The organism is Mediterraneibacter glycyrrhizinilyticus, from assembly GCF_015560805.1.
GTDB lineage: Bacteria > Bacillota > Clostridia > Lachnospirales > Lachnospiraceae > Schaedlerella > Schaedlerella glycyrrhizinilytica_A.
The window spans coordinates 66,152-86,909 of record NZ_JADMSO010000004.1 but is presented as its reverse complement, the minus strand read 5'-3'; the positions used below and the strand labels follow the sequence as shown (position 1 = coordinate 86,909).

Here is a 20,758-nt window from a genome sequence, read left to right as displayed (position 1 = left end):
TCTTCCTCCTAAAAGCTTGGGGGGCTGCTGATCCATAAAATGGACGACACCTTTTTGCAAGCTGAACTTATCTTATGTTTGCGGTTTGCCGGAAAAATAAACGAATCTCCTTTCCGCACGGTATAAACATCTTCTCCATAATGAAGACGTATCTCTCCATCCAGAACGTAGCCGAATTCCTCTCCCTCATGAGGTTTATCTTCCGGCATCGACTGCCCCGGCTGTAACTGTACGAGGATCGGTTCCATGCTGCGGCTCTGCGCAGTCGCGATCAGCCAGGTAATACTGTTCTTATGCTCATCTTCCTTTTCGAAATAATCTTCTTTCGGATAAACGATCTGAAGTTCATTCTCCTCATGGAAAAAGTCTGACAGATTGGTTCCAAGACATTCCACAATATCCAAAAGAGTAGATACCGACGGTGCGGTAAGTCCGCGCTCCATCTGCGAGATAAACCCTTTCGTCAGTTCAGTCCTGTCTGCCAATTCCTCCTGCGTCAGACCATTTTGATTCCGGAGATTTCGGATCTTCGCTCCGATCTGCTCCTCAATACTCATTTTATTTTCCTCTTACATTTACTAAGTTTTTTGTTTACCAAAGTTTATTATACATATACTAAATCCAAAGTCAACTATTATTTCGTTTTTTCGTTGATTTTCTGCGCTGTTTTATATCATAAAATTTTTATCATTCAGACGTACAAGAACAGAGTTCAAAATACAACGCTTTTGAACTCTGTTCTTCTTAAATCATGCTATATATCAATCGTTCTCCACTCTATATCTGAAAGCATCCTCCGCCGATAAACTCCCGCAGCAGGGAATTTGTCGGTACGGATTCACTGCCGATCCCGACAAAATAATCAAAAAACTTAAGCAGCCGTTTTGCCTCGGCATACTCCGGCGCCGATTTATCCACGCCGAACAACAGCGGCTCCACATACTGTTTTAAAACCGCCAGCTCATAGATCAAAGACGAATTGAACATCACATCCGCCTCTTCCTGAAATGGAAAGATATTTTTCTCCTCCCCTCTTCTGACCGACTGCCACATTCCGATCGTCTGTGTCGCAGACGCGCCGCGTGTCTTCGCATCCCGCACGAGCCGCCGGATCAACCGTCCGTCCGTCGTTGGGATCCGGTTGTGTTCATCCACATTTAACTGCGTCAGCGCGCTGATATAGATTTTAAATTTATTCTCGTCGTTCAGCTGTCTCGTCAGCTTCGGGTTCAGACAATGGATCCCCTCGATCACGAGAATATCCTGTTCTCCGAGTTTCTTCGGCACGGAAGAACGCATCCGCTTTCCGGTCTTAAAATTAAAAATCGGAAGATAAACTTCTTTTCCGTCCAGAAGATCCTGCATATCCCGATTGAACTGCTCCACATCGATCGCTTCCAGACATTCAAAATCATAATTGCCATCTGCATCACGGGGCGTCAGCTCCCGATCCACAAAATAATTATCCACTGCGATCGGATGCGGGATCATCCCATTGACGCGCAGCTGGATCGAAAGCCTATGGGAAAACGTCGTTTTGCCGGAGGAGGACGGTCCTGCGATCAACACAAATTTGACATTTTTCCGATCTGCGATCTGTTTCGCGATCTCTGCGATTTTCCGTTCCTGATAAGCTTCCTGTACAAGAACAACCTCCCGCATATCCCGCTTTGTCACCATGTCATTCAGCGCGCCGACCGTATCGATTCCCTGAAGATCTCCCCAAAGGATCGATTCTTTCAGAACCTGAAATAATTTCGGGCTTGGTTCAAACGGCGGAACGATCTCCGGGGCACTTGCCTCCGGCATCTGGAGCACAAAACCCTCGTCGTAAAGATAAAGTGCAAAATACTTCAGATATCCTGCATTTGGAACCATATATCCATAATAATAATCTTCAAATTCATTCATCTTGTAAATATTGACCTTGGAACTCAGCCGATATTCAAACAGCTGTTCTTTGTCGTACATTCCATGCCGGCGGAATAATTCGATCGCTTCCCTTGTGCGTACAGACCGCTTCTCGATCGGCATTTCCTCCCGGACGATCTCGCGCATTCTCGCCTCGACTTTCTTTAAGAATGCCTCGTCTACTCGAACACTCCCCTCGACCGTGCAGTAATAGCCTTTGCTGACGGAAAAATGGATCCGCACACGTTCCACCTGCTCGTGCCCGCCCACATCATGTACCGCTTTAACCAACAAAAAACTCATGCTTCTCTTGTAAGTATCGTGACCGATCCGGTCTTTTGTCGTCACAAATTCCAGGGTGCAGTCCCGATCCAGTTCCCGGTGCAGTTCTTCCAGACGGCTTCCGTTTTGTACCACCAGAACGATCTGATGTTCATACTGATCCTGAAACTCTCTGGCAATAGAAAGATACGTTGTTCCTGCCGGATATACCCGGCTTGTTTCTCCGATTGTGACCTGATATGATATGTTCTCCATCTTTCTCTCCTCCGATCTTCATGTCAGTGTACAACAGACCATCCGTCTTTGTACGCTGACGTTGTCGTTCCCCGCTGCACTCTCATCACTCTATTCTATTCGCCGGATCTGTTTCTCATACGATCCGAAACGGCACTCCGCTTTCTTCTGTCAGGACTTCAAGTTCATTTCCACCCGGTTCTCTTTTCAAAAACCGTTCCATATCACGGATAAAGAAATATTCCGTTCCGTAGTGTCCCGCATCGATCACCGCAAGATTCTGTTCCAAAGCATCCAATCCCTCGTGGTGTCCGATGTCGCCGGTCACAAGCACATCCGCGGCTTTTGAAACTGCAGGATCCACCGCGCTTTTTCCGGATCCCGGCGAAACTGCCATGCAACAGATCTCTTTTTCCGGATCTCCGAACACTTTTACATGCTCCAGATGAAGCTGTTTTTTTACATAACGGCAGCATTCTTCCAAAGTCGTTCTGCACGGTACTCTTCCGATCCGCCCGATTCCCTCCGGATGTCCGTCCTTTTCCCATGTAATGTCCAGCACTTCGGTCTCCTGAAGCCCTAACGTATTTGCAACCAGATCTGCCATTCCCAACACATCATAATTCGTATGCATCGCATAATAAGAAATGTCATTTTGAATCAATTTCAGCACTCTGCGTCCGATAAAGTCCTGATCTGTCACAGATTTCATCGCGGAAAAGATCAACGGATGATGCGTGATCAATAGATCCGCCTTTACCTGCACCGCTTTTTCCACCACCTCGTCCGTGGCATCCAGCGCCAGAAGAATCCGTTTTACTTCTTTTTCCCCGCGTCCTGCAAGTAATCCCACATTATCAAATCCAAGCGCGGCCTCTTTCGGATATGTTTTTTCAATCTGCGTTATGATCTCACTGCAAAGCATAATATTCCAGTCCTTTCCTGATCTGCTTCAGATCATTTTGTAACTCCTGTTTCCGCACCTCGATGTGCGCTCCCTCCTGCTGATCAAGCCCGGAGAGGATTCTCTCATGAATGTCTTTCTCCCTCTGTAAATAAGAAAGAAGCACCGGATGGCGCATTTCCAGAAGCAGCTTTCCGTAGCGGAGTTCCACTTCGTCCCACGTTTCTTTTTCTGCGGCAGTTCTTCGCAGTTCCTGTTTCTTCGGATCTTGATCTACATTTTCCGAAAATGGCGGTCTGACTTTCATCATCATATAATACTTTCCGTCGTCCAGCACCATATCTTCCTGTAAGAACACAAATCCCTCCTCCAAGAGGAACGATCTGACCCGTTCGATCTCAGACTGCGGCTGTAAAACACATTCCTTAAGGCTCTTCGTGATCTCCGGATGTGCCGAAAAGATCCGGATCATCAGCCCGCCTCCCATTCCGGCGATCACGGCACAATCACATTCTCCGGGACTTAGCTGTTCCAGTCCATCGGATCTTCTAAGCCGGATCTGCTCCGTAAGTCCGGCATCTCTCACATGTTCTTCTGCCCGAAGAAGCGGTCCCTCATTGACGTCCATAGCAATCGCACCGGGCGCTTTTTTCTCCTGTATCAAATAGAGCGGAATATAGGCATGATCCGTGCCTATATCCGCTACTATGCTGCCCGGCGTTACCAAGGATGCAACTGCAAGCAATCGCTTTGATAACTCCATATTCTATCCTCTTTCTTAATCCAGATAATCCCGTAATTTTCTGCTGCGGCTCGGATGACGAAGTTTCCGGAGTGCTTTCGCCTCGATCTGGCGGATACGCTCTCTTGTTACATCAAACTCTTTTCCGACTTCTTCCAATGTTCTCGCACGTCCGTCGTTCATACCGAAACGCAGGCGGAGTACTTTCTGTTCACGCTCCGTCAGTGTGTCGAGCACCTCATCCAGCTGTTCTTTCAAAAGTGTCTGTGCCGCCGCTTCCGCCGGAACAGGCACGTTGTCATCCTGAATAAAATCTCCTAAGTGGCTGTCTTCTTCCTCACCGATCGGCGTCTCCAGAGACACCGGTTCCTGAGAGATCTTTAAGATCTCACGCACACGATCCACAGGCATGTCCAATTCCTTTGCGATCTCTTCCGGGGCAGGCTCTCTTCCCAGTTCCTGCAAAAGCTGTCTGGACACACGGATCAGTTTGTTGATCGTCTCTACCATATGAACCGGGATACGGATCGTTCTCGCCTGATCTGCGATCGCTCTTGTGATCGCCTGACGAATCCACCAAGTCGCATAAGTACTGAATTTATACCCTTTATGATAATCAAATTTCTCAACCGCCTTGATCAGTCCCAGATTCCCCTCCTGGATCAGATCAAGGAAAAGCATTCCCCGACCGACATAACGTTTGGCAATACTGACAACAAGACGTAAGTTCGCCTCTGCCAGTTCTTTTTTCGCGTCCTCGTCGCCCTCTTCCATCCGTTTTGCCAGCTCGATCTCACGGTCGGCACTCAAAAGCGGAACTTTTCCGATCTCTTTTAAGTACATCCGCACCGGATCTTCTATACTCACACCATCAGGAACAGACAGATCGATGTTCTCCACATCCACATCGTCATCATCCGCGATCATCGCCTCGATATCCATGTCAATATCCGCGTCGTCGTCACTGTTGATCCGCAGCACATCGATATTGTTGGCATCCAGATATTCAAAAATCTTTTCCATCTGCTCTGCGTTCAGATCCATGTCCGTGAAAAAGTCATTCACTTCCTGAATTTCCAGGATACTTTTCTTTTTCTTTCCAAGAGCAACCAGTTCTTTCAGCCGTTCCAAAAATTTCTGTGTGTTTTCTTCCATGTGTCCTTCCTTCCTGTGTCCGCAAAATATGCGGACGGTCTTAGTTTATTTTATCCTTATTCTAAAGAAATATGCAGTTGATACAAGTCCTGAAGCTTTCGTTTTTCTTCCATCAGTTTCTGCAGTCCTGCCATGTCCGTAGGGGAAAGCTTCCGTGTCTGCGCATCAATGCTGTTCGATTTCACGCGCAGGATCGTCTCTTTCAGCGCCTGCTCACGTTCCCCTTTCGTTGAAAGTTCACGGATCTTCGTGTGGAACAGAGACGCCGCCTCCCGATGTTCTTCCTCTTCGGTAAAATGATTCAGGATCTTCGCCGGATTTAATTCTCCCTGTTCATACTGTCGGTACATAAGCTCTGCCACAGTACGGAACAGCTCTTCCGTAAAATCATCCGGATGAATGTATTTTCCGATCACCTGAAACAGCTTCGGCTCCTCGATCATCCATGTCAGCAGCACTTTCTGCGCCGTCTTCCCGGCATCTTCTTTCTTCGCCGTTTTCTGTTCAGAGGTGGACTTCGGTCGTTCCACCGGTTTCGCAAGTCCATCCTGGATTGCCGTCTTCGTCACCAGTTTTTTCAGGCTTTCCGCGCTGATCTGGTAAATCTTGGCGACCGCTTCTATGTAATTATTCCTCTCCAGCTCATCTTCAAATCCAATGAGCCGCCTTGCCGCCTCCCGGAAAAATGCCGTCTTCCCCTCGGGAGAGTTCATATCATAATCCCATTCCAATATTTCCAGACTGAACAAAAATCCGTTTCTCGCATCCGCGATCCGCCGTTCAAACTCTTCTGCGCCCAGATTCTTGATAAATTCATCCGGATCCTTATACGGATCCATCCGGATCACTTTTGCAGAAATCCCTGCCTCTTTTAAGATCGGTATCCCGCGAAGCGCGGCGCGCGTTCCGGCTTCATCACTGTCATAAGTCAGATACACTTCCCGGACATAACGCTTGATCAGGGATGCATGTCCCGGCGTCAGCGCTGTTCCGAGGGATGCGACGGCATTGGTAAATCCCGCCTGATGCAATGCGATCACATCCATATATCCCTCGCAGAGAAGAAAATACGGTTTTCTCGAAGAACGCGCCCTGTTCAGTCCGTAGAGATTCCGGCTTTTATCAAAAACCGGTGTCTCCGGCGAATTCAAATATTTCGGTTTTGCATCGCCCATCACGCGACCGCCGAAACCGATCACGCGGCTGTTGACGTCCATGATCGGAAACATGACGCGGTTCCAGAACTTATCATATACGCCGTGTTTCTCATCGGTACTGATCAGTCCCGCCTGACGGATCAGGTCTTCCGAATACCCTTTGGAGCGAAGATACCGATACAGGTCGTCACTGTATTTGTTGGAATAACCAAGCCCGAACGCTTTGATCGTCTCGTCGGAAAGTTCTCTCTTTTTCAGATACTCATATCCGATCCGCCCTTGTTCTGATTTCAGCTGTACATAAAAATACTGTGCCGCCGCCTTGTTGATCTCCAAAAGCGTCGTCTTCAAATCCGCACGCTCTTTCGCTTCTTTGGAGTATTCCATCTTCGGCAGTTCCACCCCGGCGCGGTCTGCCAGAAGCTGTACCGCCTCCACAAACGAAAGATTTTCATATTCCATGAGAAACGTAAATACATTTCCTCCTGCGCCGCAGCCAAAGCAATAATACATCTGCTTGGATCTGCTGACCGAAAACGACGGAGATTTCTCATTGTGAAAAGGACAAAGTCCAAAATAAGAACTTCCTTTCTTCTGCAGCCGCACATATCCGGAAATCACATCGACGATGTCATTTTTCATCCTTACTTCTTCAATCAAGTCTTCCGAATAGTACATAATCTCCTCCATCTCATTACACAGACATTCTTCCGTTTAGGAAGAACACCCTATTATATATATTCGACAAAACTTACTTGTTTCCTTTTCTTTTCGCAGATTTTTTTCAGATTTTCATTTTTTCCAATGCTTTTACTACGGTTTCCAGCACTTTGATCCGTGCGTAATACTTGTTGTTTCCCTCCACAACGATCCACGGCGCATCGTCCGTGGACGTACGGAGCAGCATTTCATTGACTGCCGTCTCATACTGATCCCATTTTTCCCGGTTCCGCCAGTCTTCCTCTGTAATCTTCCATTGTTTTTCCGGATCTTCCTGCCGTCTCTCGAAACGTCGTTTTTGTTCCTCTTTATCGATCTGCATCCAAAATTTCAGGATCACGACGCCATGACCCGCAAGATCTCTTTCCATATCGTTGATCTCCTGATATGCCCGTTTCCACTCTGCTTCCGTACAAAAGTCCTCTATCCGTTCCACAAGCACACGCCCGTACCATGTGCGGTCAAAAATCGCTATGTGTCCGTCTTTGGGCATAGACCGCCAAAATCTCCAGAGATAATGATGTGCTTTTTCCGTCTCATCCGGCGCGGCAGTCGGGTGTACCACATATCCGCGCGGATCCATGCATTCCGTCAGACGCTTGATCGCGCCGCCTTTTCCGGCCGCATCCCATCCCTCAAAACAAAGCACGACCGGGATCCGTTTCCGATACAGTTCCCCATGAAGACGTTCCATCTTTTTCTGCAGTTTTTTCAATCGTTTTTTATATTCTTTCCGATCCAGTTGTTTCGACAGATCTGCTTGTGCAAGGATCGATCCGTGTAAGTTCTCCGTTTGCTCCAAATCTTCCGTCTGACGGGATGTCTCCGACCGGTAAAATTCCTGCTGCCATAAGTTCTCCTTTTCCGCTCGCCTGACTGCTTCCTCCAGCGCTGCGACCACCGTCCGGTAAATCTTTACTTCCGCAAAACGCTCGTCTGTCGCTTCTATAACTGTCCACGGCGCATCGTCCGAATCTGTTTTTCTCAACAGTTCCTCTGCGATGGACAGATAATCTTCGTACCTCCTGTTTCGCTCCAGATCCCCTTTCTCCACACGCCACGCGGTCTCTTTTTGTTTTTGCAGTCTTTTCATCCGTTTTTTCTGTTCCTGCTGATCGATCGCCAGAAACAGCTTGATCAGCACCATCTTGTCATCCGTCAGCTGCTTTTCAAACGCGCGGATCGCCCCGTACGCTTCTGCAGCCTCAAATCCTTTGACTTTCCCGTCGAAGCGTTCGATCAGGACTTTCCGGCACCAGCTTCCGTCGAAAATCGCAAACCGTCCTTTCTCCGGCGTCTTCGTCCAGAATCTCCACAAAAACGGATGCATCTGTTCTTCTTCTGTTTCTTCTTTGATCGGGAACACTTCAAATCCGCGCGGATCCAGATTGCGGATCAACCGACCGATCTGCAGACCTTTTCCTGCAGCATCGAATCCCTCAAAGACGATCATGACCGGGATTTTCAGCTCTCTGCACCGCCTCTGGAGTCCGGCGATCTTCCGTTCCAGCTCCGGCATTATTTCTTTAAATTCCTCTTTATCCAGTTTTTTTGCAAAATCTGCTTTTTCCAACATCCGTTCTTCCCTCCTGTCATCCGGTCTTATTTGTTATGATTATACATCTTTCGGTTTTTGATACAAGAAGTATGATCCAAAAGATAAAGAAAAAGATGAGAAATTTATGCCAGACAGCTTTTCCCACCTTTTTCTTCTCCTGAAAACAACGTTTCTTTATTGTTTTTTATTTATTTTTTACAATTTTCATCATGGTATCCCATTTCTGTTCCATGTCCGCCACCAGTTTGAACTGCGTTCTCGCGCGATCCAGATTGTGAGCTTCTCTGTGGATCTGGAAGTAATGATCTCCCTCCAGATAATCTGTCAGAAAACGCATACCGCACTCATACGTCATGATCTTCGCTCCCATCGGCAGCATCTCGATCTCCGTATCGGTAAGACGTCCTCTGCATCCTTTCTGGAATCCGTTGTTATATACTTCAAATAAACGCATACTGCAGCTTACTTTTCCCAGATCGATTTCATCTTCCGCCGCCGTGCTTGCGCCGAAACGGATCGAATCGCCAAAATCGTTGACCGAAAGTCCCGGCATGACCGTATCCAGATCGATCACGCAGATTCCCTGTCTTGTCGCATCGTCGATCATGATATTGTTCAGCTTTGTATCATTGTGCGTCACACGCAGCGACAGATCACCTGCCGCCAACAGATTTCCGAGCACAGCCGCATCCCGCTCCCGTGCCAGAACAAATTCAATTTCCCGTTCTACCGCTTTTGTCCGTCCCATCACATCTGCTTCCACAGCACGTTTAAAGTTTGCAAACCGCTGTTTTGTATCATGAAATCCCGGAATCGTTTCATGAAGCGTTTCCGCAGGATAATCCGAGAGCAGACACTGGAAATTTCCAAAAGAAAGGGCGCTTTGATAGAAATCTTCCTCGCTTTCCACCTGATCGTAACAAGATGCCCCTTCGATAAAATGATAGATCCGCCAGTACTCTCCACAGGAATCTACATAATATGGTTTCCCGTCTTTCGCCAAAAGGACGTTCAGTGTCTCACGTTCCGGATCTCCGCCGTTCTCAACGATCTTTCTGCGCAGATGGGAAGTCACCCCCATAATATTTTCCATAACTTCCACCGGCTTTTTAAACACAGAACGGTTCATTTGCTGCAGGATCATTCTTTTTTTATTTCCATTCTCTCCCATCACATGGAGCAGGTATGTATGATTGATATGTCCGTTCCCATATACTCCCTGAAGCACCGGTGTTCCCGGAAATTCAAACCCCGTCAGCACTTCCTGAAGCTGTTTTTCTGTTACACTCATCTTATGACCTCCTAGATCTCATACCAGTGGATCGCGTTGGCTTCCATATGTACGTCGAAACTTGTTCCGTCTCCACGGTAAACGGTTGTATCCTGCGGCTCGTATGTATTGTTGACTACACAGTATTTGCCGTTTTTCACATATGCGTGCACTTCCACATTATAATTGGTGCTGAACCATTTCTTCAGATTCTCCTCGTCTCCGGAAGCCCAGATCACCGCACGGTACAAAAGACGGCTGTTCTCAAAGCTGTACGGAAGACCGCTGATATACACACTTCTTCCCTTTCCGAATGTACGGACTGCCATCTGTACTTCGTGGTCTTTCTGCACAAGGATCTCTGTTCCGTCCAACGCATACATATTTTTTTTGCCCTCTCCGAAGTCGATCTCTCCGCTGCAGTCTTCCATGATAAAATGAGGATGCTCTTCCCAGTTATATTTATCTTTATTCAGATTAAATCCGTTCTCACATTCCACACCGAACACATCTGCCAGTTGGATAAATCTTCCCTGCCACTGATGTGCGGTCGGCTCACCGACACCAATCAGACCGCCGCCTCGGTGCACAAATCCGCGCACGGCTTCCACAACTGCCGGATCCATCCAGTTTTCCCCGCCAGTATATGCGGTGTCCGCATCTCCTACATTGAGGATCACATCGATATCATCAAGAATCGACGCATCTTTGCGGATATCGTCAAAGCTGATGAATTTCACATCAAACGGAGCTCCGCTGAGCGCCTCGATAATTCCGGCGTAAGAGTAATTCTGCTTATAATAAATCGCATGATGCACCATATGATTTCCCCATGCGCGCATTTTGCCCCAGCAGTTCAATACTGCTACTTTTTTCACACAGTACGGCGTCGTTCCTTTGATATTCTCATAAAGCAGACGGAATTCATCGCACACACTTTCCACATAATCAATAAATTCCGGAAACTTCAACGCCAGTTTCAGATATCCGCCATATCCGATCCGGTCGATCGGACTTCTCAAAATCGCACGTCGTGCAGTCACCCAGTTGATCTTTGCCTCTTTCACCGGATCTCCGTTTTCATGGAATACATCCGGGAAGAAATAAGGAAGAAGACGTCCCTCCGTATATTCCACCCCTTTGATGTCACTGATCAACCGAAGTGTTGCGCCGTTTCCGACACTTCCCACAACCGCATCCAGTCCGATCGTCTTAAATTCATCCATAAACGGCTCTGTACCGATCCAGTGGTCTCTCAGGAACATCATCGCTTCTTTGCCGTATTCATGCGTAATGTCCACCATCTCTTTTGCCAGTTTTGCAACCTCACGTCTCTGAAATGCCTGAAAATCCTGAAATTCTTTGGATGGGATCCGGTATGTATTATTCATATATCCCTGATCGATGATAAATTCCGGACGGAATTTATATCCGACTTCTTTCTCAAACTGCTCCAGAATATACGGACTTACCGATGCACTATACCCATACCAGTCCACATATTTTTCCCGGGCCATTTCATCAAAGATCAGTGTAAACTGATGGAAAAACGTCGTATAACGCACAACATCCACATATGGATGGCTTTCCAGATAATCCCGCAGCCGCTGCATGGAATACGCATGTGTCTTCGGCTGACGCACGTCAAACGTGATCTGCTTCTCCACGTCTTTCCATCCGTTTGTCACGGCATTGTACATATGAACCGGATCCCACATGATATATGCAAGAAAACTTACCGTATATTCATGAAATGCCTTTGCCGGATGGATCATGACATCCCCGCTCTTAGCGTCATACTGCCATGTTCCATAAGGTACGACCTCTCCGGTTGTCCGGTCGATCACTTCCCACCATCTTTCGATGTCGTCTCTCGTGTTTACCTGAAGCATATCCGGGTAAAGATGATCCATCAGATGAATGGAAAGAGAATCGCTCTCGGCGGTGTAGAAATCTGTCATAATGTACATTTGCTGCACTTCATCGAGATTTGCTTTTGCCCATTCATTATCCTTTCTGGTCGTGTAATAAGTCGCATAAACTTTTGCGTCTTCTTCTTTTAATTCATCCGGATACTCTGTTCCGCCACAGTCACGGATCGCATCCGCTCCCCATCGCTCGATCAATTCTTTTGTCTCCCGGATCACATCCAGGTCAGTCGGTATCGTCACTCTTCCGATCGTTCCGTTTTTCCCCATCTTTTTGAATCCTCCTGTTCTTTTTCCGCTTCAAAAGAAACGCTCTGCCGTACCGGCTTCTTCCGAAAAAGATATGCTTGTCCAGATCAACCCGAACATCCGTCATACAGAAAAATCATCGGATAAACATCCGCTTTCTTATATTGCACTCGGAATCGATGATCTGTTGTTTGATTTTCCGGATCACTCCGGGCAAGACTCTGAGGATACCGCCCTTTCCCAAAACGGATGTCAGATCACCCGTCTTCATTCCGATCAGGCGGATATACTGCCGCTCCTCAAAATGATCCTGGCTGAGGCGCACCGCCACGAACCGGCATCTGAACAAATATGCCAGTATTTGCTGAACGCATTTCTTCTGAAAATCGGACGGGTGACAAACAGCCAGTTTTCCGCCGGAAGTGTCCCTGATATTTCCGGCGAATGCGCACAGATCAAAGATTACATCGATCATCATTACAGCGAAGAAGTGACTCTGGATGATCTGGTCGCGCTCTCTCATCTGAACAAATATTACCTGTCCCATATTTTTTCAAAGTCTTACGGAGTTGCCCCGATCAATTATCTGTTGGAACGGCGTATCTTAAACAGCAAAGAGCTTTTGAAAAATACAGATTACAGCATTACCCATATCGCTCATATGACCGGATTTTCGTCTGCAAACTACTTTTCCCAGTCGTTTAAAAAACACACCGGTATCACTGCAGCAGCGTACAGAAAAAATTTTTAAAAAAAGTTATAAAAAAGTGTTGACATTTCTACGAAGTGGTAGTATTATACTACTTGTGCCGCGCGGGACAACAAAAAAGCAAGCGCTGGAACATGCGGAAGTGTCGGAACTGGCAGACGAGCAAGACTAAGGATCTTGTAGCTTTCGAGCTGTGTGGGTTCAAGTCCCATCTTCCGCATTCGGAACCCTTGATTTTTCAAGGGTTTTTTGTTATTTAAACGTAAAGTAATCAACAAAAATCCCTTCCGTTTAAAATTTTGGAATGGATGCTTCTGTCACTACCGGAACATAAAATTCTTCAATCGCTTTCAAATTCGGATGAGTTCCTGAACCGTTATTTCCCGGAAGACCGTTTGCCCCGAGACTGTCAAATGTATAATCATTTTTCTTATTGACATCATTTGTATCCAAGTCGGTCTGTCCATACACATCCGCGACAGCCACACCATATTTCCTGCAAATCGCAAGTTCAATTGCACGGAATTTTTCCTGTACATCATTGTCCCGGCTTCCCAACTTATGAACTGCCGTATATACAAGCTCGCGCATCTGGATATTTTTGTTTCATCTGATAGATGAGACTTTCAAATGCTCCCGCAAATGTTGTTGTATCAAAAGAATCCTGATTCTCAGACTCTTGTACTTCACCATACTGCACTTCCGGATTATTTGCCAAATACTCCGCATCATTTGTTCCTCCGTCAAAAAGAACATATTCCGGCTGTTCTTCTGGCGAGCCGCTTAACTGCGCTTCAATCTGTCCTCCCTCGTATCCTGCATCCATTATCGTAGCACCATTCACAGCAAACTTCTGAATTTCCATCCCCTCAGCCGCTGCTATAAACTCTGCAAATCCGGCTTTCTGGTACTGATGTCCGGCAACAATACTGTCACCAAATGTATATATTGTCTTCCCATCCAGAGGAAGTTCTACCGTCTCTTCCAGCGCCGTCAATCTGAAATTATCTATGTACTGCGGCTTGGAATCCCACCAGCTGCAAGCGTTCATCTTTGCCAGATTTACTGCATCCGTCGGGATATTCAGCTGCTGTGCCAGCACATCGCCATCTTTTTCTTTTAACTGGAAACCGACAGTCTTTGCTTCAAAATCAGCATGTATACGGAACGTGTATGTTTTATCTGCACTCATTTTCACAGGACTCCACATCGGTTCTGCTGCAGAAGCCGCTTTATCATCGTCTACCGCTTCGCCGGCAGTGGATGTACGTAATTCTGATTTCTGCGGTGCGGCACAAACCGCAAAGAGAAGTCTTCCGTAAGAATCCCGGAATTCCAGTCCCATTTTATTCGCCGGATCCGCCTTGTAGTCAAAACTGAAATCCACACCTTTCTGTGCTGCGATCACTGGGTTAAAATAATATACTGCCGCCGTAGCTTTTCCCATATCTTTTGTAAGTATCAGTTTTCCGTCTGTGATCTGAGATCCCCAATTAAAAGCAAAATTCTCAGAAGTCCCATCATCAAAATTCTCATTGAAAATCTCATACGCATATTCATCCGGCATCGGTACAAGCGGAACTTTTACATCTCCCTCATTTACCTTTCCCGCCTCAAGCTGTACGGTAATACTTACATCTTCTCTGCCCTCTACTTTTACAGTGATCACCGCTTCTCCTGATTTCAGACCATCTGTAACAGAATAAGTTCCGGAATCACCTGTCGTTGTAGTTACTGTCACATCCTCCACTTGGATTTCCACTTGTGCATTTGCCATTGGATTAATTCCATCAGAAACCGCACCTCGCAAAATCACTGCGTTCTCATCCAACGGTACTTCAAACATACCAATCGTCGGAGTATCCTTATCCGCTGCAACCTGTGTCTTCGGTGTATCAAATACTGCTTCTGTTCCATTTTTCTCAAACGTCGGATAATCTGTTCTTTCAATATATATACAGTCTCCCAGACTATTTGTATCTGCTGCATCTAAAGGTGTGAAATTAAAATATGCCCCCCGCGATTTCAGTCCCTCATCAATGCTGATCCCATTAGCGTCCTTAGATACACCTGCCGCAATCAGCGGAGATCCCGCTTCAGGTTTCAATCCATTGGCTTCCAAAAGCACGCCCGTATCACCCGTTCCTTTTCGATCCATAGGCGGAGTACTTCCCTCAAACTGGTCTTCCGCAAGAATAATCGGATTGGAATCCTTATTTGGTGCATTTGTTCCATAATATGCATTATTGTAATAAGAGAAACTCGTTCCACCGCTAAATACAAATCCCCGCTTCTTTCCATCATAAAAAACATTGTTGAAATATGCTTTTCCACCGCCCCAAGGATCGAAATTATTCGTTCCATTTCCATCTGCACTGCGGTAAAAGACGTTATTGTAAGTCTGGAAATAGCCGCTTCCCATTGAATAGTGAACATAACTTCTTCTACAATCCTGTATCAAATTGTAACGGATCACTCCTGAATTATACTGTACTCCACAAAGAAGCAGTCCCTCTCCGCAATCATGAATATAATTATACTGAATCAATGCGTTTGTTGATCTCCAATCTGGATCGATCGCATTGTCATCCGCGCCGCCGCCCTTTTTATCAACATTTGACACTTCGTTATACTGAACTGCTACGTTATCCGTAAAATACAATTCAATTCCGCAAGTACCAATATTCTCCAGAACATTCCTCTGTATCAGGGAATCCCGACTGCTTGTCAGATAGATTCCATTGCAGGCATATGCCGATGCACCTTGATTGATATAGTTATCTTGAATAATGATATTACTGTGCGGTTTCCAGTTGCCGTCTACATAGTCCGGAGCGCCGCCGGAACCGTTTCGGTTTGCCCACCCCGGATTTTCACCATACTGATTACCGGATCCATTCCACTGTTTTATAGTTACTGCTCCAAAAGAGTTATTGATAAATGAATTATCTTCGATCACAATATCGCTGAATTGTGTCGCCTGTTTTCCCGTCGGACTCAAACATTCAATAAGGATTCCGCCTGTTCTCTTTGACCCATCCAATCCGGCATTATTCATAATTCCCGGATCTCTCAATCCCGTATCACCAATCCATGATACGACGCCTGTTACGTCATGAATTTTCAGATCATGAATACGAAAACCTTTCAACGAGGGTACATCCCGCCCGGCAATATGGATTCCACGATATTCTCCGAGAAGTTTGCCCGGGTCATCCTGACGTTCCGTTACATTGCCTGTCGGTATCCCATCATTAGACACCATTGTAAATCCCTCTACTGTATTGGAGATATCCAGGCCGCTGATTTCCCAGTATTGCTGATTACAAAGATAAAGTGCATCTTTCATCTTACCGTTTACGGCAATCCGTGGAAGTTCCCCCTCTCCGTAATTTCCAATCACAATCCGAGCCTCTTTTGAACCGTTTCCCTGCGGCTGCAACGTCTGATTTTCCCATTTTCCGCCGCATTCAAAAAGAATCTGGTCTCCCGGAATAAAATGCTCTTTATTGACTCTTTCTACTGTCTGTCAAGCAGTCTCTGACGTCTGTCCATCCGCAGAATCATCTCCTGAATTACTTACATAAAAAGCAGCACTCTCCGTACGTTCTTTCTGTGCTGTCACCTCCACAGATTGCAAATACATCGTACCTCTGTTCCATGAGTCCGCATAATATTTAATCGTCTGCAGACTGTCTGTTGCCTGTCTTGCATTGACTCCGGCAAGAAGATACTCACCATCCACAGATACACGGAATGTATCCGTTTTCATATCAATATCCATACTTACATTCTGCCATTCACCCTTTTTGAGCGTTCCTGCTTCAAGCACATTTTTCCCGTTTACATGAGATTTATACTGCGTCCAATCTCCATCCATATACAGAGTATATGACGTAGTACCATTCTTATCCTGTATATAAGGAATACTAAACTGCTTTGCATAGTCTTCCGCTCCCATTTTAACCCGGGTATCAATCGTAACATATCGATACTCACTCTCATCAATACCAAGGCTGTTATTTACTAAACCCGTCTCGCCTCCGTCTCCCGACCGTGTCAATTTAAGAGCTTTCCCCTCTGCTTCATCCACAAGTTCACTGCTTCCCGAACCATTCGAAATCTTCCAGCCCTCGGGCAGAGAATCCAGATTTTCCATCGTTGAAAAATCGATTGATGTGACCGTTTGTATTTCTGGCAGCTTCGCGTTACTTTCATCACTTCCCGAACCGCCATCTAGAGGTGCAGCGTAAACCGGGATGCTTGCCGATGACATTCCTGCCGCCAAAACAAAGGACAGAATACACCTCCCCCACTTCCTTGATTTTCCCATTAAACTTTTCTCCTTTCCATTGAATTTTCAATACAATTTTACAAAATTCACAGAAAGTTCAAAATGTTTAAATCCGGTTTCCTATCTGTAAAAATCCGATTTTAGCACAACTATACAAAAAACAATACACTTCTCGTAAACCGACGCTTCTTCTCATTTTTTCTTTTTCCGGTTCCGTCCTACCAATTCATCCACCGAAACCTCAAAATAATCTGCCATTGCTATCAGAATATAAATATCCGGCGTGCTGACACCCCGCTCATAAGACGAAATCGTCTGCCTTTGAACATGCAGTTTTTTCGCCAATTCTTCCTGGCTGACTCCGTTTTGTTTTCTGATTCTTTGCAGCCGCAGTCCGATTTTTTGCATAACCTCACCTCTGGCTACATTTTACCACGCGTCTGTCCTCCAATATCGATCATCTTCCCGTTTCAGGTGTTATACTTCATTTTCAAGTATTTTTATACACAACTTTCAGTTAGCACTGCTCATAATATCCTTTAAAATAGAGGCTGAGATCAAAAGAGTTTATAGAGTCGGTGTATAAGGAAACAACGGACATATTTCCCCTTGCACACTGACGCTATCAAAAAAGGAGAACCGGACGCTGTGCAGACAAGAATAAAAGAACTTCGGAAAGAGCGAAAATTACATCAAAGTGAACTTGCCGCAAAAATCAATGTATCACAGCAGACAGTCAGTCGGATCGAAAACGGAGATACGACGCTTCCCGCCGATATCCTGATCGATCTCGCCAGATTCTTCAACGTATCGATCGACTATCTCCTGTATCAGACAGACAGCAGACGGACACCGGATTTTCAAGTTGAATTCAATGCTGTTTTAGAAAAAAATTACAGATTGTGTAAATTATATGAAAATTTAAATTCCAAAAATCAGGATCTGCTCCTTTCTCTGGCAGAACAACTAAAAGAAAAAGAATAAACAGATTTGCACGAAAATGGGGTGATCAAAACAGTTTCTTGTTTCGGTCACCCCTTATCTTATTTCTTCTATTCTTTAGTTTCCGTCTCTTCGGTTCTTCCGTTCTCTCGTTTCTTTCTGTTCCGTATCCCTCATCACATCTTCGGCAGACTATCGAATCCTGGCTTCAGATCTTCATCCGACGGAATATAATCACTCATCTCTCCATTATGGAATTTCTCATAAGCAAACATATCAAAATATCCCGTTCCGGTCAGACCGAATAAGATTGTTTTTTCTTCCCCGGTTTCTTTGCACTTCATCGCCTCGTCGATCGCTACACGGATCGCATGGCTGCTCTCCGGCGCCGGGAGGATTCCCTCGATTCTCGCAAATTGTTCCGCCGCCTCAAACACTGCGGTCTGTTCTACCGAACGAGCCTCCATATAGCCGTCTGCATACAACTGGGATAAGATCGGGCTCATGCCGTGATATCGAAGTCCTCCGGCATGATTTGCCGATGGGATAAATCCGCTCCCGAGTGTATACATCTTCGCCAGCGGACACACCATACCGGTATCGCAGTAATCATAGGCAAATTTTCCTCTCGTCAAACTCGGGCATGACGCCGGTTCCACTGCGATGAACTGATAATCCGCCTCTCCTCTGAGCTGTTCCCCCATAAACGGAGCGATCAATCCGCCCAGATTGGAACCACCGCCGGCGCAGCCGATGATGATATCCGGCTTGACGCCGTATTTATCCATCGCGATCTTCGTCTCCATACCGATCACCGATTGATGCAGCATCACCTGATTCAGCACACTTCCGAGCACATAGCGATATCCCTCCGTTTTGGTTGCCGCTTCCACTGCCTCCGAGATCGCACATCCAAGGCTTCCCGTCGTCCCCGGATGTTCTTCCAGGATCTTTCTTCCGACTTCTGTCGTCTCTGACGGCGACGGCGTTACACTCGCTCCGTATGTCCTCATCACTTCACGGCGGAACGGCTTCTGCTCATAAGAACATTTCACCATATAAACTTTGCAGTCCAGATCCAGATATGCGCACGCCATCGATAATGCCGTTCCCCATTGTCCCGCTCCGGTTTCCGTTGTCACACCTTTCAATCCCTGCTCTTTCGCATAATAAGCCTGTGCGATCGCCGAATTCAATTTGTGGCTTCCACTTGTATTATTTCCCTCAAATTTATAGTAAATCTTTGCCGGCGTCTGAAGTTTCTCTTCCAGACAGTATGCTCTTACAAGCGGCGCCGGACGGTACATTTTATAAAAATCGCCGATTTTTTCCGGAATATCAATGTAACGGTCATCATTGTTTAATTCCTGCTTTACCAACTCATCGCAAAATACAGCTCCAAGTTCTTCCGCGCTCATCGGTTCATGTGTTGCCGGGTTCAAGAGCGGCGCCGGTTTATTTTTCATATCAGCTCTGACATTATACCACTGCTTCGGCATCTCGTGTTCTTCTAAGTAAATTTTGTAAGGGATCTTTTTTTCGCTCATTTCTATCTTCTCCTTTCTTACTGTCAGTAGACAAGAGATATTTTCTCCGGTCTACCGACGATATCTACGGGACAGAACAAATATGGTAATAAAAAAACTCCTGTCCTCGCAATCTACTTGCAGGGACAAGAGTATATGTTTACAACTCCTGCGGTGCCACCCAGCTTGATGTTTATCCAAACATCCTCTCACGCATACCGACATATGCTCTGCTTGATAACGGAGCAGCTCTCCGGCTCACATACTATCTTTCATACATTTTCAAAAAATCCTGAAAAAATTCTGCTCGCCCTCGGAAGTCCATTCCCCTCTGGCTGATCTGCCGCGCTCCCACCACCCGCAGCTCTCTGGGTAATCCGTTCCATAAGGTACTTACTCTTCCTCATTGGTTTTGTAAAACTTTACCATGATAAATTCTAATTGTCAACTATTTTTTTAACTTTCTTAAAATTTGCTTCATCTATACAAAAAAGATGCAAAAAGAAAATTTCTTTTCCCTTTACATCTTTTGTTCTTTTCCTATATATTACTGAAAATCAATAACCGCTTCCCAATTAAGCAAGTTTTGTTTTCGCAAGTTCTGCAAGCGTTGCAAATCCCTCTTTATCATTTACAGCAAGCTCAGCGAGCATTTTTCTGTTCATATCCACGTTAGCCAGCTTCAGACCATACATGAATTTGCTGTAAGACAGACCGTTCATTCTTGCCGCTGCGTTGATACGAGCGATCCAGAGCTGGCGCATCTGACGTTTGCGCTGTTTTCTTCCTGCGTAAGCAGATGTCAGTGCACGCATAACAGACTGTTTTGCAACTCTGTACTGTTTGGAACGTGCTCCTCTGTATCCTTTCGCCAGTTTTAATGTTCTATTGTGCTTCTTCTTTGCGTTCATTCCGCCTTTAATTCTTGCCATTTTCGACTCCTCCTTCTCTTAACCGAATCTTACAGATATGGTAATACTTTCTTCATGTTCTTTACGTTTGTTGCATCTGTAATTGTAGACTTTCTGAGATTTCTTTTTCTCTTTGTAGTCTTCTTTGTTAAGATATGGCTCTTATAAGCTTTATTTCTTTTCAGCTTTCCTGTACCTGTGGTTTTGAAGCGCTTTGCTGCCGCTCTATTTGTTTTGATTTTTGGCATGATAATTTCCTCCTTTTA

At 45.9% G+C, this 20,758-nt stretch carries 18 protein-coding genes and 1 tRNA gene; 3 read left to right on the top strand and 16 right to left on the bottom strand.

The window, feature by feature from the left end; genetic code table 11:
• Positions 1–8 precede the first annotated feature (8 nt).
• From I2H87_RS05575 to gnpA, 9 genes are all read right to left on the bottom strand, one after another.
• Entirely contained in the window at positions 9–557 is a 549-nt protein-coding gene (locus tag I2H87_RS05575) for a helix-turn-helix domain-containing protein (protein ID WP_009266323.1), read from the bottom strand.
• Between the two features lie 220 nt (positions 558–777).
• Positions 778–2,448, bottom strand: coding sequence for a nucleoside kinase (locus I2H87_RS05570; protein WP_195609503.1), 1,671 nt, complete (start codon positions 2,446–2,448; stop codon positions 778–780).
• A gap of 115 nt (positions 2,449–2,563) precedes the next feature.
• The gene (locus I2H87_RS05565) at positions 2,564–3,352 is read right to left on the bottom strand and encodes a Nif3-like dinuclear metal center hexameric protein (protein ID WP_195609502.1); all 789 of its coding nucleotides are present in this window, start codon (positions 3,350–3,352) and stop codon (positions 2,564–2,566) included.
• A complete protein-coding gene (locus I2H87_RS05560) occupies positions 3,339–4,094 on the bottom strand; it encodes a tRNA (adenine(22)-N(1))-methyltransferase (protein WP_195609501.1) in 756 nt (251 codons plus the stop codon). Before I2H87_RS05560 ends, I2H87_RS05565 begins: the two co-directional genes overlap by 14 nt.
• Positions 4,095–4,109: 15 nt before the next feature.
• A complete protein-coding gene (rpoD, locus tag I2H87_RS05555) occupies positions 4,110–5,228 on the bottom strand; it encodes an RNA polymerase sigma factor RpoD (protein WP_054703675.1) in 1,119 nt (372 codons plus the stop codon).
• A 56-nt stretch (positions 5,229–5,284) separates the two neighbouring features.
• Positions 5,285–7,063 (bottom strand): DNA primase, encoded by a 1,779-nt coding sequence (gene dnaG, locus I2H87_RS05550; RefSeq protein ID WP_117550202.1) that lies wholly within the window; start codon positions 7,061–7,063, stop codon positions 5,285–5,287.
• A gap of 106 nt (positions 7,064–7,169) precedes the next feature.
• On the bottom strand, positions 7,170–8,681 hold the full coding sequence (gene pap / locus I2H87_RS05545; RefSeq protein ID WP_195609500.1) for a polyphosphate:AMP phosphotransferase: 1,512 nt from the start codon (positions 8,679–8,681) through the stop codon (positions 7,170–7,172).
• A gap of 166 nt (positions 8,682–8,847) precedes the next feature.
• On the bottom strand, positions 8,848–9,954 hold the full coding sequence (locus I2H87_RS05540) for a phosphotransferase enzyme family protein (protein ID WP_195609499.1): 1,107 nt from the start codon (positions 9,952–9,954) through the stop codon (positions 8,848–8,850).
• A gap of 11 nt (positions 9,955–9,965) precedes the next feature.
• On the bottom strand, positions 9,966–12,131 hold the full coding sequence (gene gnpA / locus I2H87_RS05535; RefSeq protein ID WP_195609498.1) for a 1,3-beta-galactosyl-N-acetylhexosamine phosphorylase: 2,166 nt from the start codon (positions 12,129–12,131) through the stop codon (positions 9,966–9,968).
• 73 nt (positions 12,132–12,204) lie between these two features.
• Here gnpA and I2H87_RS05530 point away from each other — a divergent pair, with 73 nt between their 5' ends.
• Together I2H87_RS05530 and I2H87_RS05525 are read left to right on the top strand one after the other, a co-directional pair.
• Positions 12,205–12,861, top strand: a complete 657-nt coding sequence (locus tag I2H87_RS05530; RefSeq protein WP_195609497.1) for a helix-turn-helix transcriptional regulator — start codon at positions 12,205–12,207, stop codon at positions 12,859–12,861.
• Between the two features lie 94 nt (positions 12,862–12,955).
• Positions 12,956–13,039: transfer RNA gene (locus I2H87_RS05525), tRNA-Leu, on the top strand.
• A 71-nt stretch (positions 13,040–13,110) separates the two neighbouring features.
• On the opposite strand, the gene I2H87_RS05520 is transcribed toward I2H87_RS05525, so the two are convergent.
• From I2H87_RS05520 to I2H87_RS05505, 4 genes are all read right to left on the bottom strand, one after another.
• Entirely contained in the window at positions 13,111–13,410 is a 300-nt protein-coding gene (locus I2H87_RS05520; protein WP_195609496.1) for a hypothetical protein, read from the bottom strand.
• Positions 13,379–16,222, bottom strand: a complete 2,844-nt coding sequence (locus I2H87_RS05515; protein WP_195609495.1) for a right-handed parallel beta-helix repeat-containing protein — start codon at positions 16,220–16,222, stop codon at positions 13,379–13,381. Before I2H87_RS05515 ends, I2H87_RS05520 begins: the two co-directional genes overlap by 32 nt.
• A 126-nt stretch (positions 16,223–16,348) precedes the next feature.
• Positions 16,349–17,152 carry a hypothetical protein gene (locus I2H87_RS05510; RefSeq protein WP_054703661.1) on the bottom strand — a complete coding sequence of 268 codons (804 nt, stop codon included), beginning with the start codon at positions 17,150–17,152 and terminating at the stop codon, positions 16,349–16,351.
• A gap of 153 nt (positions 17,153–17,305) precedes the next feature.
• On the bottom strand, positions 17,306–17,521 hold the full coding sequence (locus I2H87_RS05505) for a helix-turn-helix domain-containing protein (RefSeq protein ID WP_009266336.1): 216 nt from the start codon (positions 17,519–17,521) through the stop codon (positions 17,306–17,308).
• A 240-nt stretch (positions 17,522–17,761) separates the two neighbouring features.
• On the opposite strand from I2H87_RS05505, the gene I2H87_RS05500 reads away from it, so the two are divergent.
• Complete coding sequence (locus tag I2H87_RS05500) at positions 17,762–18,097, top strand: helix-turn-helix domain-containing protein (protein ID WP_009266337.1); 336 nt, start codon at positions 17,762–17,764, stop codon at positions 18,095–18,097.
• A 134-nt stretch (positions 18,098–18,231) separates the two neighbouring features.
• On the opposite strand, the gene I2H87_RS05495 is transcribed toward I2H87_RS05500, so the two are convergent.
• The 3 genes from I2H87_RS05495 to rpmI all read right to left on the bottom strand — a co-directional run bounded on the left by I2H87_RS05495 (position 18,232) and on the right by rpmI (position 20,740).
• Positions 18,232–19,602 (bottom strand): TrpB-like pyridoxal phosphate-dependent enzyme, encoded by a 1,371-nt coding sequence (locus tag I2H87_RS05495; RefSeq protein WP_009266338.1) that lies wholly within the window; start codon positions 19,600–19,602, stop codon positions 18,232–18,234.
• A gap of 554 nt (positions 19,603–20,156) precedes the next feature.
• Positions 20,157–20,513 carry a 50S ribosomal protein L20 gene (gene rplT / locus I2H87_RS05490; protein WP_009266339.1) on the bottom strand — a complete coding sequence of 119 codons (357 nt, stop codon included), beginning with the start codon at positions 20,511–20,513 and terminating at the stop codon, positions 20,157–20,159.
• Between the two features lie 29 nt (positions 20,514–20,542).
• A complete protein-coding gene (gene rpmI, locus I2H87_RS05485; RefSeq protein ID WP_009266340.1) occupies positions 20,543–20,740 on the bottom strand; it encodes a 50S ribosomal protein L35 in 198 nt (65 codons plus the stop codon).
• Positions 20,741–20,758: the final 18 nt, after the last annotated feature.

Bases quoted from the DNA above. Each gene is read 5' to 3' on its own strand.
- I2H87_RS05505 (WP_009266336.1), bottom strand. From the start codon at position 17,521: ATGCAAAAAATCGGACTGCGGCTGCAAAGAATCAGAAAACAAAACGGA.
- gnpA (WP_195609498.1), bottom strand. From the start codon at position 12,131: ATGGGGAAAAACGGAACGATCGGAAGAGTGACGATACCGACTGACCTG.
- I2H87_RS05530 (WP_195609497.1), top strand. From the start codon at position 12,205: ATGCTTGTCCAGATCAACCCGAACATCCGTCATACAGAAAAATCATCG.
- I2H87_RS05570 (WP_195609503.1), bottom strand. From the start codon at position 2,448: ATGGAGAACATATCATATCAGGTCACAATCGGAGAAACAAGCCGGGTA.
- rpmI (WP_009266340.1), bottom strand. From the start codon at position 20,740: ATGCCAAAAATCAAAACAAATAGAGCGGCAGCAAAGCGCTTCAAAACC.
- pap (WP_195609500.1), bottom strand. From the start codon at position 8,681: ATGTTGGAAAAAGCAGATTTTGCAAAAAAACTGGATAAAGAGGAATTT.
- I2H87_RS05560 (WP_195609501.1), bottom strand. From the start codon at position 4,094: ATGGAGTTATCAAAGCGATTGCTTGCAGTTGCATCCTTGGTAACGCCG.
- dnaG (WP_117550202.1), bottom strand. From the start codon at position 7,063: ATGTACTATTCGGAAGACTTGATTGAAGAAGTAAGGATGAAAAATGAC.
- I2H87_RS05510 (WP_054703661.1), bottom strand. From the start codon at position 17,152: ATGGGAAAATCAAGGAAGTGGGGGAGGTGTATTCTGTCCTTTGTTTTG.
- I2H87_RS05495 (WP_009266338.1), bottom strand. From the start codon at position 19,602: ATGAGCGAAAAAAAGATCCCTTACAAAATTTACTTAGAAGAACACGAG.
- I2H87_RS05520 (WP_195609496.1), bottom strand. From the start codon at position 13,410: ATGCGCGAGCTTGTATATACGGCAGTTCATAAGTTGGGAAGCCGGGAC.
- I2H87_RS05575 (WP_009266323.1), bottom strand. From the start codon at position 557: ATGAGTATTGAGGAGCAGATCGGAGCGAAGATCCGAAATCTCCGGAAT.
- rplT (WP_009266339.1), bottom strand. From the start codon at position 20,513: ATGGCAAGAATTAAAGGCGGAATGAACGCAAAGAAGAAGCACAATAGA.
- rpoD (WP_054703675.1), bottom strand. From the start codon at position 5,228: ATGGAAGAAAACACACAGAAATTTTTGGAACGGCTGAAAGAACTGGTT.
- I2H87_RS05565 (WP_195609502.1), bottom strand. From the start codon at position 3,352: ATGCTTTGCAGTGAGATCATAACGCAGATTGAAAAAACATATCCGAAA.
- I2H87_RS05540 (WP_195609499.1), bottom strand. From the start codon at position 9,954: ATGAGTGTAACAGAAAAACAGCTTCAGGAAGTGCTGACGGGGTTTGAA.